At 66.8% G+C, this 12,634-nt stretch carries 14 protein-coding genes and 2 pseudogenes; 9 read left to right on the top strand and 7 right to left on the bottom strand.

Features of this window, described 5'->3' with window-relative positions; translation table 11 throughout:
* The first annotated feature begins 50 nt into the window (after positions 1–50).
* A complete protein-coding gene (locus tag AB0E19_RS30065; RefSeq protein ID WP_362185448.1) occupies positions 51–683 on the top strand; it encodes a VTT domain-containing protein in 633 nt (210 codons plus the stop codon).
* On the opposite strand, the gene AB0E19_RS30060 is transcribed toward AB0E19_RS30065, so the two are convergent.
* Entirely contained in the window at positions 643–906 is a 264-nt protein-coding gene (locus tag AB0E19_RS30060; protein ID WP_362185342.1) for a DUF2277 domain-containing protein, read from the bottom strand. The two genes, AB0E19_RS30065 and AB0E19_RS30060, sit on opposite strands and share 41 nt — an antisense overlap.
* A gap of 217 nt (positions 907–1,123) precedes the next feature.
* Positions 1,124–1,351 carry a hypothetical protein gene (locus tag AB0E19_RS30055; RefSeq protein ID WP_360606528.1) on the bottom strand — a complete coding sequence of 76 codons (228 nt, stop codon included), beginning with the start codon at positions 1,349–1,351 and terminating at the stop codon, positions 1,124–1,126.
* 191 nt (positions 1,352–1,542) lie between these two features.
* Between AB0E19_RS30055 and AB0E19_RS30050 the strand changes: the two genes are divergently transcribed.
* The gene (locus AB0E19_RS30050) at positions 1,543–2,301 is read left to right on the top strand and encodes a GntR family transcriptional regulator (RefSeq protein WP_362185341.1); all 759 of its coding nucleotides are present in this window, start codon (positions 1,543–1,545) and stop codon (positions 2,299–2,301) included.
* Positions 2,302–2,322: 21 nt separating this feature from the next.
* Here AB0E19_RS30050 and AB0E19_RS30045 read toward each other — a convergent pair whose 3' ends face one another.
* The 5 genes and pseudogenes from AB0E19_RS30045 to AB0E19_RS30025 all read right to left on the bottom strand — a co-directional run bounded on the left by AB0E19_RS30045 (position 2,323) and on the right by AB0E19_RS30025 (position 7,495).
* Positions 2,323–2,811 (bottom strand): DUF4231 domain-containing protein, encoded by a 489-nt coding sequence (locus AB0E19_RS30045; RefSeq protein WP_362185340.1) that lies wholly within the window; start codon positions 2,809–2,811, stop codon positions 2,323–2,325.
* 134 nt (positions 2,812–2,945) lie between these two features.
* Positions 2,946–3,584: a hypothetical protein gene (locus AB0E19_RS30040; RefSeq protein ID WP_362185339.1), complete on the bottom strand. Its 639-nt coding sequence runs from the start codon at positions 3,582–3,584 to the stop codon at positions 2,946–2,948.
* A gap of 460 nt (positions 3,585–4,044) precedes the next feature.
* Positions 4,045–5,631: a hypothetical protein gene (locus tag AB0E19_RS30035; protein ID WP_362185338.1), complete on the bottom strand. Its 1,587-nt coding sequence runs from the start codon at positions 5,629–5,631 to the stop codon at positions 4,045–4,047.
* 210 nt (positions 5,632–5,841) lie between these two features.
* Positions 5,842–6,672, bottom strand: a pseudogene (locus AB0E19_RS30030) (IS5 family transposase).
* A gap of 58 nt (positions 6,673–6,730) precedes the next feature.
* Positions 6,731–7,495 (bottom strand): GntR family transcriptional regulator, encoded by a 765-nt coding sequence (locus AB0E19_RS30025; protein WP_362185337.1) that lies wholly within the window; start codon positions 7,493–7,495, stop codon positions 6,731–6,733.
* Positions 7,496–7,573: 78 nt separating this feature from the next.
* Here AB0E19_RS30025 and AB0E19_RS30020 point away from each other — a divergent pair.
* The 7 genes and pseudogenes from AB0E19_RS30020 to AB0E19_RS29990 all read left to right on the top strand — a co-directional run.
* A pseudogene (locus AB0E19_RS30020) lies at positions 7,574–7,848 on the top strand (hypothetical protein); the annotation flags it as partial.
* Between the two features lie 379 nt (positions 7,849–8,227).
* Positions 8,228–8,452, top strand: coding sequence for a hypothetical protein (locus tag AB0E19_RS30015; RefSeq protein ID WP_362185336.1), 225 nt, complete (start codon positions 8,228–8,230; stop codon positions 8,450–8,452).
* Positions 8,449–9,153 carry a GntR family transcriptional regulator gene (locus AB0E19_RS30010; protein ID WP_362185335.1) on the top strand — a complete coding sequence of 235 codons (705 nt, stop codon included), beginning with the start codon at positions 8,449–8,451 and terminating at the stop codon, positions 9,151–9,153. The genes AB0E19_RS30015 and AB0E19_RS30010 overlap by 4 nt, the downstream gene beginning before the upstream one ends.
* Positions 9,150–9,431, top strand: a complete 282-nt coding sequence (locus AB0E19_RS30005) for a hypothetical protein (protein ID WP_362185334.1) — start codon at positions 9,150–9,152, stop codon at positions 9,429–9,431. The genes AB0E19_RS30010 and AB0E19_RS30005 overlap by 4 nt, the downstream gene beginning before the upstream one ends.
* Before the next feature lie 348 nt (positions 9,432–9,779).
* Positions 9,780–10,523, top strand: a complete 744-nt coding sequence (locus AB0E19_RS30000) for a hypothetical protein (protein ID WP_362185333.1) — start codon at positions 9,780–9,782, stop codon at positions 10,521–10,523.
* 63 nt (positions 10,524–10,586) lie between these two features.
* Positions 10,587–11,768: a DNA cytosine methyltransferase gene (locus AB0E19_RS29995; RefSeq protein WP_362185332.1), complete on the top strand. Its 1,182-nt coding sequence runs from the start codon at positions 10,587–10,589 to the stop codon at positions 11,766–11,768.
* 108 nt (positions 11,769–11,876) lie between these two features.
* The gene (locus AB0E19_RS29990; protein WP_362185331.1) at positions 11,877–12,344 is read left to right on the top strand and encodes a hypothetical protein; all 468 of its coding nucleotides are present in this window, start codon (positions 11,877–11,879) and stop codon (positions 12,342–12,344) included.
* Positions 12,345–12,634 lie beyond the last annotated feature (290 nt).

Genomic DNA, 12,634 nt, shown 5'->3' with positions numbered 1-12,634 from the left:
CCACCCGGCGGGGGCCCGGGCGGCGGCGCGTAGGCTCTGGCCCTGTGAATCTGCTCGACAGCATGGGCTCGCTGAGGTCGCTGACCGCGGGCCCGTGGATCTATCCGGTGGTGGCGACGTCGATCCTGCTCGACGTCTTCCTTCCCGTGCTGCCGAGCGGCTTCCTCGTGATCTCCGCCGCCACGGCCGCCTCCGCCGCCCTCGGCTCGGCGACCGCGCCCGCGGACGTCCCCTCCCTGCTGCCGCTGCTGCTCACCGCGGCGGGGGCCTCGGCGCTCGGCGACTTCCTCGCGTACCGGCTCGCGCTGCGCGGCGGACAGCGCATGGACCGGGCGATAGCCCGCTCCCGCCGCCTGACCGTGGCGCGGGAACGTCTCGGCACCGCCCTGGCCAGGGGAGGCGGCCTGATCGTGGTCCTGGCCCGCTTCGCCCCCGCGGGCCGCTCGGTGGTCTCCCTCGGCGCGGGCGCGGCGCGACGGCGCCCGGAGGAGTTCCTGCCCTGGTCGGCCCTGGCGGCGGTGATCTGGGCCTCGTACAGCGTGGGTCTCGGCTGGCTGGGCGGCCAGTGGCTGGGCGCGACCTGGTTCAGCGCGGGGGTGTCGACCCTGGCGCTGCTGCTCGCCGGCGGGCTGGCCGGCTATCTCATACGGCGCCCGGGCGCGGCTCCGGCTCCGGCGTCCTGACGGCGTGGTGGTGCCCTCCTCTCACCTCCAGGGTGGCGAGGAGCCTGGCGGTGGCGTCGGCGATCTCGTCGACGGCCCGGTCGAAGACCTCCTGGTTGTGCGCGGCGGGGGCACGGAAGCCGGAGACCTTGCGGACGTACTGGAGCGCGGCGGCGCGGATGTCGTCCTGGGTGGCCTCGTGGGGCAGGACGGGCGGACGGAGCGTCTTGATGCTGCGGCACATGCCTCCAGTGTGACCCGCCCCACTGACAGCGGGCGGCGCGCCGAGACGGCCCACGGGGCACGGCGCAGGACCGACCGGCGAAATCCGGCCAGCCACGACCAGGCACGGCCGGTCACGACCAGCCCCGACCGGGTACGACAGAGCCCCGCGCGCCCGGTCCCATCCGGCGCATAGGACCCATCCGGCCCGTCCAGCGCATCCGACGCATCCGACGGAGTCAGTTCAGCCCGCGCCGGCTGCGCGCGTTGAGCTCGGCGGCGCGGGCGCGGAGCTCGCGCAGGGGGGTGGCGAGCTGGACGTCCCGGGGCTCGGCCTCCCACTCGGCCTCGGGGCCGCCGTGGACGGCCCGGATGAGGAATCGCCCGGAATCGCTCCGCACGAAGAACCCGACCCGCCCCGTGGCGGTGTCGCGGACGAGGTCGCCGACCTCGGGTACAGGTTGCACGCCACCCCTCCGTCCCGGTCCCGACTGCTCAGTGGGGACACCCAGGGAAACGCGGAGACCCCGCCCTGTCAACGTATCTCTAGAGATGTCCCCCGATGGATGGATCACGAGGGCAGGACGGCGCACACGTGTGCACCTTGGCCGCGGGGCGCCCCTTAGGGTGTCCCGCAGACGAAGGGAGTGGTCCACTCGTGACCGACCAGGACAGCACTCGTCGCCCCAAGTACCAGCGCATCGCAGATGAGTTGAGAACAGCGATCCAGTCCGGCGACTTCGCGCCGGGCGACCGGCTCCCCGGCGAGAACGACCTCATGTCCACCTACGAGGTGGCCCGGATGACCGCACGCCAGGCCCTCTCGGTCCTCCGCGGCGAGGGCCTCACGGAGGCCCGGAAGGGGGCCGGCGTCTTCGTCCGCTCCTTCCGCCCGCTGCGCCGCAGGGGCATCCCGCGCCTGGCGGCGGACGGCTGGGCGGGCGGGCGTTCGGTGTGGGCGGCGGAGGTGGAGAACCGAGACCTGGTCGTGGACCAGATCACGGTGGCGGAGGAGGAGGCGGGCCCCCGGGTCGCCGCCGCGCTCGGCCTGCCGCCGGAGGCCCCCGTCTGCGTCCGCAGCCGCCGCTTCGTCCTCGACGACAAGCCGGTGCTGCTCTCGGTCTCGTACCTCTCCGCCGACCTGGTCCGCGACACGGCCGTCACCCGCCCCGACACGGGCCCCGGCGGCACCTACGCCCGCCTGGCCGAGCTGGGCCACCGCCCGGTCCACTTCCGCGAGGAGATCCGCTGCCGCATGCCGACGGCGGACGAGACCACCCGCCTGACCCTCACCCCGGGCACCCCGGTGGTCCTCATCGGCCGCACGGCCTTCACGGAGCCGGGCCGCCCGGTCGAACTCAACGAGATGACCCTGGACGCCTCGTCCTACATCCTGGAATACGACTTCGACGCCTGAGCCCCGCTCCTACCCCTACCCCTACCCCTGCCCCTCCCGAGCGGCAGGCACCGCACCGGTGCCCTTCCCCTCCAGATCCGCCCCGACCTGACCCCCCAAGGTCATCACGTTCAACGTGGCGGCGTTCTCATTGGCGATGGCCTTCTCCACCCGTGCCACGAGCAACGCGAACGCCTCCCGCTTCGACAGCTCCCGATAGGGCCCGACCCGCGTCTCGAAGTAGACCCGCTCGTGCCCGAGGAGCTGCTCGGTGGACCGGTAGTTCTTCCACTGCTCCCGATACCGGTACACGCTCTCCAACGACACCGCGGCCACCACGACCACACTCAGCACGGTCGCGGTCACCCGCGCGAACCCGGCATCCAGATTCACGAACACCGGCACCAGCGCCCCACCCACCACGGACACCGTCCGCATGCGCAGATGCATCGCCTTCATCCGCGCGGCCTTGACGTCGTACCACTCCTGATACTGCGCCAGCCGCGTCTCCACGTACTTCTGAGCCGTCATATCCCCACCGACGGCCCCCACATCAGGAGCATCCCCCACATCAACCATCCCGCGAGTACACCCACCCCACCCACCCCCGTCAAGTAGTGTCCAGGACACGCAGTCCGAGGCCGTGAGCCACATGCGCCGGCTGCTCAGAAGCCGCCCCCGGCCGCAGGACCTTCGAGTTCCGTGCACCGGCTCGACTGATCGGCTACCCAGCGGAGGAGGGTTCCACGGACCTCCGTCCGGGAAGCCGATCGCATCCGCTGACGCTCACCGGTCGCACCCGCTCGGTGTTCCACCTCGTAGATGGCGTCCTCGGCAAGCAGTACCTGGAAGTAGCAGTCACCTTCATCGTGGTCGGCCAGCCGCTGGAGAACCACGTACTGCCGCTCCCCCAGCCCGGCCAGCATCGCCTCGACGGCAGCGGCATCAGGGTCGTACGTCATCTGTCCGTCGCCGGTCAGCGCGACGAGCCTGACGGGCCCGAGGCCCCGCCTCCGCCGCCCCTCCTGGGTCCACTGCCTCTCCTGGGCGGTCAGGAGAGACGGCGGCACCGAAGGGCCGTCGGGGTTGTACACGGCTATCGGGTCGTCCGGGTCGGACCACGACCCGACCGTCCACAGGCGGTACACGTGTACACCGCCCTCGGGCAGCGGGACCGACAGCGTGGCCGGCGCGGGAGGGCCGGGGACGCAGCGGCCCACGTCCTCCCCGTACGGGCCCCCGTGGAAGACGGCGTGCATCCAGCCCTTCGGCGGCCTCCCGGTCGTGTCGAAGACGTCCTCCACCGCTCCCCCTCGACGGAGTCCTGGCCCTGGAGCCCCAACCGCAGTGACCATGGACGTTGATGTCAGAAATAGACGCCGAAGGCCCCGGACCATGATCGGTCCGGGGCCTTCGTGCTGGTGGGCGCGGACGGTTTCGAACCGCCGACATCTGCTTTGTAAGCCTGGCGCCGATCACACAGCGGTCTTGGCTGGTCAACGGGCGTGCAACGGCGCTGGGCGCCACACACTTACCTGCACCGCCGCAGACCCCAACTGACCGTGGATGACTGCCCGATCTGGCACGGATCTGGCACGGGCCCCGGCGCCGAGACCTGCCTTCTAAGCTCGATCGGCTCGACTGCACGAGGTCTACTGCCAGGTACTGTCATGGCGCTAGTGACCGCGTAACGCTGCCCGTACCCAACCGTGTGATGTCGATCGTGGATGTCAGATGCGCCGCATGAGTAGCCATGCAGGCCAGTCAGTACTTCTTGACGCCTACATGGTCAACGATGAAGCGACGGTTGTCGGGGTCCAGGGCGAAGTGAATACGTCCGCAGTCACTATGCGCAACCCCGTCTCGCACCTTCACATGGGGCAGGGTGTCATGCTGTTTACCCCCGTAGGAGGCCCATCGCATCTTCGGATCCTTCTTAATGGTCAGATCGCTCGTTGCCACTTTTAGCCCGTGCTGGGTGGAGAACCATTCGTCAAGGCGCGGCATAGACGGCTGCGGTTGCTCATAGAGGTCTGCTGCCGCCTTGGCAAGCAAGACCAACTGCTCAGTCATTTCTTCATGGAAGCGGTACTGATCTGACTTCCAGCTCCGCTCGGCATTGGGGGTGAACACAACCCGACCCTCCGACGCGGCCTCCAGCGCTCGGTATGTGGGAGCCGATAGCCCCTTCTGCAAGTCAGGGATAGTCGCCCAGGGGTCCACCGGTGCTGAAGAGGCACCGCTGGAGACGCGTTCCTGCTCATAGAGCTTGCGCCACCGTGTCGCTTCCTCTTCGAATTTGGTCGCGTCAGCAGCCTTGGACACGTGCTCATCCGCTCGGGCTGCCTCCGATATGGCCAGCCCTTCCCACTCGCTGACGCATTCTTCCAGCTCACGTACGCGCTGCTCCAGTGCCGCCCGCTCCGCCGCGGCGTCACCAAGACGCCGCGCCTCCTCGACTTGGGCTGCCGCCCGTCGTGCAGCAGTCGCGCGCGCCGACTGCCGCGCCGCGTCCCATCCCCGGTCGGAGCCACGCGCAAGCACAGACAGCTCCGCCAGGGTCCGCATCCAGTGCTCGACCATTCCCTCGACGCCGATCTCAGACCGGGAATAGCGCGGATGAGACAGCCGGAGATCGGGCCAGACTAGAAGTACCCCGCCATCGGGGACCTGCAGTTCAGGAAGTTCCCGCGAAAGAGCCCGACTAGTTGCGTAATTGAGGGTGACAACCTGAGCCAGGCCGGCAAGCTGCGACGAAGCCCGTCTGGCGAGCTGCCACGCTGACTCGTCCCGCGGCTGAATAAGCAGAGCAGGCAGCCGGGTGGGAGCCGCCAGCGACTCAGCAAGCACCGAAACCTGCTCGCTCCGGCGGATCGGCTCGAACCGACCGGTCACCACCTGGCTCAGAGTGCGCAGGCTAAGTGCTTCGTCCCCGCATACCCTGCCCAACACATTCGGCCGGTACAACGACGGGTCTTGGATCGGAGCTAGCCAACCACTTGGGATCTCCTGTCCCATCATGACCCTCAGCGAAACCTGATCGGAGACCTTGGCCAGCGTCACCTGCGTGACGAACCGTGCACCACTGTCGATCGGATGCGACAAACGTACCCGAAGCGCCTGAGCAACGTCGCCTGCTTCAACCCACCAGCGCACCTGCCTCTGCTCACGACCGGGCGGCTTGGCAGCCAGCAACGCCTCTCCGGCCACGACCAGGTCCGCTGCCGTGGGCCCGCCGCTAGGAGGGCTGTTCAGCCACGACGCGAGATGCTCACGCAGTTGCCCAAGCACATCAAAGGAAGCTCCACGCGTCGACGACACGTCAAAATCGACCGCATACAGAGGCTGCATCCACACTCCTGTGCACAGTGCGCACTGATCACAACACCTTTGGCGCAACCGTAGTGTGTGGCCGACCGCAACTGAACAGATCGATACCCACCAGCATGACCTGGCCTAAGGAGATGTGTAGTTCAGCGTCCCTCCGCGCGACCCAGCGACATCAATAAGGTCATGTGGGGGCGTGGCCTGGCCACTCGCCCTAGGTTCTGTCGTCAAATGTCACGCCCACATCAGGAGTGATGCGAGGGTGACGGCTGCTTCGTAGGATTCGGCGGTCTTGTCGTACCGGGTGGCGATCCTTCGCCATTGCTTCAGGCGGTTGAAGCACCGTTCCACGGCGTTGCGGTGCTTGTACGTCTCGCGGTCGAAGGCCGGAGGGCGGCCTCCGCGGCTGCCTCGCCGGGCCCGGTTGCGGGCCTGGTCGGCCAGTTCGGGGATCGTGTGCGGGATGCCGCGGCGGCGGAGCCAGGTGCGGATCGCTTTGGAGCTGTAGCCCTTGTCGCCCAGGACGTGATCGGGCCGGACCCGGGGCCGTCCCGGTCCGATCCGGGGCACCCGGATCGCTTCCATGACGGTGGTGAACCGGGTGCAGTCGTTGGTGTTGCCGACCGTGACGACGAAGGCGAGGGGGCGTCCCCGGCCGTCGCATGCCAGGTGGATCTTGCTGGCCAGCCCGCCTCTGGACCGGCCGAGGGCCGGGTCTCGGAGCCCCTTTTTCGGGCCCCGGCCGCGTGCTGGTGGGCCCGGACGACCGTGGAGTCCACCGATACCAGCCACTCGATGTCGCCCGCCGCGTCCGCCTTCGCCTGGGCGGCCCGCAGCATCCGGTCGAACGTGCCGTCCACCGCCCACCTGCGGAAACGCGTGTGCAGCGTGGCCCATGGGCCATAGCGCTCGGGCACGTCCCGCCAGGCCGTGCCGGTCCGGAACTTCCACACGATCCCGTTCAGGACCCTGCGGTCGTCCAGCCGCTTCCGCCCCCCGCAACGACTCGGGCAGCAACGGCCGGACGAACTCCCACTCGGCATCCGACAGTTCATGGCGACGTATCACGCCACCATGATCCACCAGGAAAGATCATTTGAAGACACCGCCTAGAGCTGGTGGCCTAGCCATGCCGTCGATTGATAGGGATCTCGTAGACGATCTCGCACAGGGCGGCAGGAACGACGATGTCAGCCGTCTCCACAGGCCGCCCCTCGTCGCTGTAGTAGGTCCGCCGGATCCGGGTGACGAGGGCGCCCTTCTGGATTCCCAGGAGCGACGCCTCCTCGGCGGTCGCCTGTAGCGGCTCGGGCTGCTCTACAGCGTGGCTGACCGTAACGCCAATCTCCGCCATACGGTTCACCACACCGGCCCCGGCATGCGGCCCGCCCTCTGGCAGGACGACGAGTGTGCCACCGGTGAGGTCATAGGGTTCCCAGCTCGTAGACAGCTGCACCGGTCGGCCGTCGGCGAGGAACTCGTACTTGGTCCGGACGCACAGCTCGCCCTCACCGATCCCGAGCCGCGCAGCGATCTCCGCCGGCGCGGGCACCTTCGCATCGGTCCGGCTCTCCCAGCCGCCGTTCCGCCCGACGGCCTTCATGTCCGCTTGGAACGGCGACCCGTCAGGCTGCTCGCGCGCCGCGGACCGCACCATCCGCACCCGCTGCCGGGGCTCGGCGACATAGGTCCCTGACCCGGCCCGCCCCTCCAGCACGCCCTGGGAGATCAACAGCTCCTGGGCTCGGCGAACGACGTTCTCGCCCACCCCGCACTCCTGGCCGATCTGGGCCCGCGAGGGCAGCCGGTCTCCAGGACTCCACTCGTGCTCCGCGATCCGCCGCCGCAGTTCGTCGGCGATACGGAGGTATGGCGGCTGCTCAGGCATATGGAAAATCTAGTCCACTAGCTCTAATCTAGTTAACTAGCCTTACTTAAAGTGATCGCCGGTAACGGAGGCTGCCCTGTGCCTGCTCCCGAAGTAAGCGCGGAGGCCCTCGCCGCCCGGTTGTCCGCCCTCGGCCTCACCACACGCGTGCTGGCCCACACCAGACACACGTCGATCGAAGCGGAGCTACCGGAAACCCTCCCCGCAGAGACATGGCGGGAGGTCCTGGAAGTCCTGGCGCAGGCAGACCGCTTCGGTCTCCTCGCTACCAGCCTGGGCGGCCGAACCCTCTGGGCCGCCGTGAACAAGCGGTCCCCGCGACACGCGACGTCCGGGGACCCGGCCATCAGCGATGGGAGCTGATCAGCATGCGCAACCGTATCCGCCGCGCACTCCACCCTGCCAGACCGCGGTACGCCCGAACCGCCCATCCCTGCAAGCCTTTACGCCACGCCACCCCACTGGGGCCGGCCATCATCGACCCGAGCACACCCCTGGCCAGCCGGCACGTCTTCACTGCCGAGCACCCCCACCCCACGCTGGCGGAGGCGGCCTGATGCCCCACGCGAAGCCCACCCCGTACCGCTCGTCCCGGTGTCAGATCGGCACCCACCACGAGTGCGCTCACTCCTCCCCGGTAACTGCCCCGGTCGACATCCCGGTGATCTACGAGGCATGCGCCTGCCCTTGCCACACGCCGGCGACCACCCCGCCCCACCCGGAGGCAACGGCATGAAGCCCTGGCCCCCGACCGGCGCTGTGGTCGCCCCCATCGAAATCACCTCGATCAACGTCCAGCGAGGTGACGTCATCCAGATCGGCGGCCAGCCCTGTCGGGTAGCCGACCTCCGCCAACTCCCCCTCGGCTCCAAGCGCCTCCTCTTCGAAACGGGCGAGCAACTGACCATGCACCCCCGCACCCGCCTGGTCGCCCTCCGAGTCCAGAACAGGTGGTGACCCCGACCGTGCCGACCCTCCGCGACACCATCGCCGAAGACCTCCGCACCCAGATCACCACCGGCCACCTCAAGCCCGGAGGCCGCCTCCCCTCGGAGCCCAAGCTGGCCACCCACTACAAGGTCAGCACTCCGACCATCCGCCAGGCCCTCGCTCTCCTCCAGGCCGAAGGTCTCATCGAGAAGGCTCACGGCAAGGGCAACTTCGTCCGCGCTCCGCTCCGCCGCATCACCTACAAGGGTGGCGTCGGCTTACCGTTCGCCCCCGACCTCCAGACCACCATCCGCACCACCACCATTCGGGCCCGCGGCCACATCAGAACCCTCTTGAAGGTCCCGTCCAACACTCCCCTGACGGAGTTCCACTGCATCACCTACGAGGGCGAGACTCCCCGAAGCGTGGCGCGCATCTACATCCCCCGCAACCTCGCCCCAGTCGCACAACTCGCCTCGTCCTCCTGGCCCGGAGGTCGAGACGCGGACCGTACGAAAACCCAGGAGACGGTCACCGCCCGCCTCCCCACCCCGGAAGAGGCAACCGCCCTCCGCATCAGCCCCACCCGGACAGTCCTCACCATCACGCGCATCGCCCTCAACTCCACCGGCCGCGTACTCGAAGCCGCTCTCCTGACCCTCCCCAGTGACGCCGCAGACGCGGTATTCACCACCCATCCGCCCCTCAAGGAGGAGACGGACAGATGACCTCCCACAACGAACTGCGGCTCCTCCCGTGGTCCGGCCCCGACGGCAAACCGTGCTTCCTCAGCACCGACGACGACAGCAGTCGCCTGTCTCGCCTGGCCGACACCCTCGAGACGACCTACCTGGACCAGGCCGCCGAGGTACTGGACCACGCCATCGAGTTGCTGAGCCTTCCGGAGTCCGACCCGGTGGACCTCCGTGCGGCGTCCGCAGACCTCACGGAAGCCTTGGGCCAGGTGCTACGCGTTGCAGAGAGCCGCGGCCGGCGCCTCCCATAGACGGGATCCAACCCGCCCCAACAAGGCCATCCCGCCTCGAAGCGAAAAGGGGCACAGGGCCCCGCATGCACGACCATGAAGCCCCCCGGCACCTCTGCCGGGGGCTTCTCTGACACACGGCTCCGGAGGCCGCGTGCGTGGCTCCGGTTTCTGCTGGTCAAGAGCTCAAGGTGGGGCACCGGAGTGGGTGCTGGCCACGTATGGGCCGTGTGAGGTGGTGGTTCTCGCAATGGGGGCCGAGCTCCAGCGCGGGAAGCCCTGTCCACCATGACTGCCCCTGCCAAGTTGATCAGTTGTGCGACACTCTCCCGGTTGGGGCTCGTAGTGCTGCGCAGGGGTGGGTAGACGATGCACGGACCGAGTAAGAACCTCAAGACGTTCCTTGATGTTCTGAACGCAAACCCTAGGCCTGTTGCAGGGGCGAAGCAGGGAGAGCGGATCGCTTACGCGACTCGCTTCGCGAACGATATGGCCACGTTCATTGCAAACCAGCTTCGAAAAGACTTCGAGGGTATCCTCCCCTCCCCTGACGGGAAAGGTCAGGAGTCGAGAGCTCGTACCGCCAAGGGATTCAAAAAGCTCGATGTGAATTACTCCACTTCCCAGCTCGGCCTTGGTCTGGGTGTGTCCCTCAAGCACATTCAGGCCGCAGATGGAAAGAGTAGTAGGTACACGAAGAACTACAGTCGCAACGATGCTGAGCTTCGGGCTGAAGCCATGGACTACCATCAGAGGCAGCCTTATGCGGTCATGATCGGACTGCTCTTGCTTCCTTACGATTCCTGCGACGACTTCAGTGGTGGTCGAGAGCCGTCGTCGTTCGGTGCCGCGGTGAGAACCTTCAGGAATCGATCCGGCCGTTCACGGCCAGATGGGCCGCTGGACCTCTTCGAGAAGTTCTTCATTGGTCTGTATGAATTCGAGGGGGAGGAAAGGGGAAGGCTCGACTTTTACGATGTCGACAGGCCACGTCCCCCCGCCACCCGCAGGCCTGTGGAGGGTGAGTTCCTTTCCATGGACGGGTTTCTTGCGTCTGTGCTTGACGCGTACGACGCGCGTAACAATCCGCCTATGGAGTGGGCCGATATGTAGGCGGCGGTCTCCACGTAGTGTCACGGGCTCGAGATCTCACGCCAGATCTGGCAGGATGTGGGCATGTTCGACGCGACGCCCCCCTCTGACAGCAACCTCCGTGTGGCCGGCCTGTTCGCTGGCATCGGGGGGCTTGAGCTGGGCTTCCGTGCCCTAGGGGCTAGGACCGAGCTGCTCTGCGAGTTTTGGGATCCGGCGCAGACGGTACTGCGGGAGAACTTCCCCGGTGTGTCGATGCACGACGACGTCCGGACGCTGACGGGGTTGCCGGATGTGGATGTGGTCACAGCGGGGTTCCCTTGCACCGACCTCTCGCAGGCCGGCAGGCAGGCGGGTATTGAGGGCGAGAACTCAAGCCTGATCAAGCATCTTTTCGACCTCCTTTCGGACAGTAGTCCGCGCTGGGTGGTAATCGAGAACGTGCGCAACATGCTGGCTCTGGACAAGGGAAAGGCGATGGCCTATCTCGTTTCGGAGCTAGAGCGTCTGGGGTACCGGTGGGCCTATCGAGTAGTTGATTCACGCTTCGCCGGTGTTCCTCAGCGGCGGCAGAGAGTCCTGATGGTGGCTTCGAAGGACGATGACCCTGCGGACGCGCTGCTTTCCTTGGATGCGGGTGAGCCCGAATCGGCGAGAAACTCGGCAGATGCGTTCGGCTTCTACTGGACCGAGGGAAATACTGGTATCGGTTGGGCTGAAGATGCCATTCCCACCCTGAAGGGTGGCTCTTCTATGGGTATCTCATCCGCGCCCGCAATTTGGATCCCGAACCAAGATGCTGGCAGGGCAATCGTCACACCTCATATCAGCGATGGTGAAGCTCTGCAAGGCTTTGAGAGGGGGTGGACGGATTCTGTGAATGGTCGCGTGGGGCATCGATGGAAGCTCGTAGGTAATGCCGTTACCGTTGGTGTTTCCAAGTGGCTGGCGGAGCAGTTGGTCGCCCCGCAGACTTATGACCGGTCTGGCGACATTGACTGCGCAGGGGCCGCCCGTTGGCCGCTTGCTGCATGGGGTTACCACGGGAAGCGATGGGCGTCCAACGTCTCGATGTGGCCCACTCATCAGCCTTACCGTCACCTGCTGGATGTTGTGGATGTTGCCCAGGCGCACCCGTTGAGCTTGCGTGCGACGAAGGGGTTCCGCACCAGGCTTGAGGCTAGCCGGCTGCGGTACAGCCCAGACTTCATGGACGCGCTGAAGCTCCATGAGAAGCACATGGAAGCCGAAGCTCTCACGAAGTAGGTCGAGGGCACGTGGGGGCGGAGTTGAGTCTCGCTAGACGCGGGATCAAGCGCGAGCAGGTCCCCCGTTTGCCGCGGTTTCGCTCCGGCTCGGCGCTACTCTGCTCCTATGGCTACTCAACCGTCGTCCGCATGGTGGGATCAGCAACTACCCAATGATGTGCGTGCCTTGGGTTTTGTGGGCTTTGCGGTCGACCAGGTTGAACGTCTCGCGCCTCTCTTGCCGGATGAGTCGGAACTTTCTGGCGCTGTGCGAGCGGCGTGTATCGAGTCATTTTGGGTGAATGTGCGCTTGCTGGCGGAGTTCCTGGTCAAGGGAACCGACTCTCGCGACTGGCGGTCGGGTGACTTTGTCTCAGGGTGGTCCAGCGTCGACCTTGAGGCAAAGAAGCGCTTGCTCGATGCTTGGACCCTTGCGAGCAGGCACGTCATGCATTTGAGCAAGGATCGGACCCCTCCGCACCTGCCGGATGTTGCTCCCGTCTCTGACGAGTTGTACATGCAGGTCGCGCGCGACTGTCGAACCATTTACGACGAGTTTGACGCTGCACGGGAACGCACAGCTGAACGATCTTGAAAACCGTCGTGGCAGCGATGTCACCGTGGGTTCAAACCCCACACCCACCGCAGGTGAACGGCCCCTGACCAGGCAGATCGGTCGGGGGCCGCCCTCGCGTGCGTTGCCCGTCAACCACCGTGGCTCCCCGCCAGCTCCCGGCCTAACGGGCACGCCAAGGGCACAGACGCCACCTCGGCAGCAGCAGGATTCCTTAGACCTCGTTTCACTTGGTGAGTCGCCGGTAGTTGATGAGACTGGTGGCGATGGCCGTGAAGGCGAGGAAGTGCTCGGGCTTGCGCTCGTAGCGG

The organism is Streptomyces sp. NPDC047974, assembly GCF_040653375.1.
Taxonomy (GTDB): domain Bacteria; phylum Actinomycetota; class Actinomycetes; order Streptomycetales; family Streptomycetaceae; genus Streptomyces.
The sequence above is the reverse complement of the archived record's forward strand: the minus strand, read 5'-3'. Positions and strand labels throughout refer to the sequence as shown.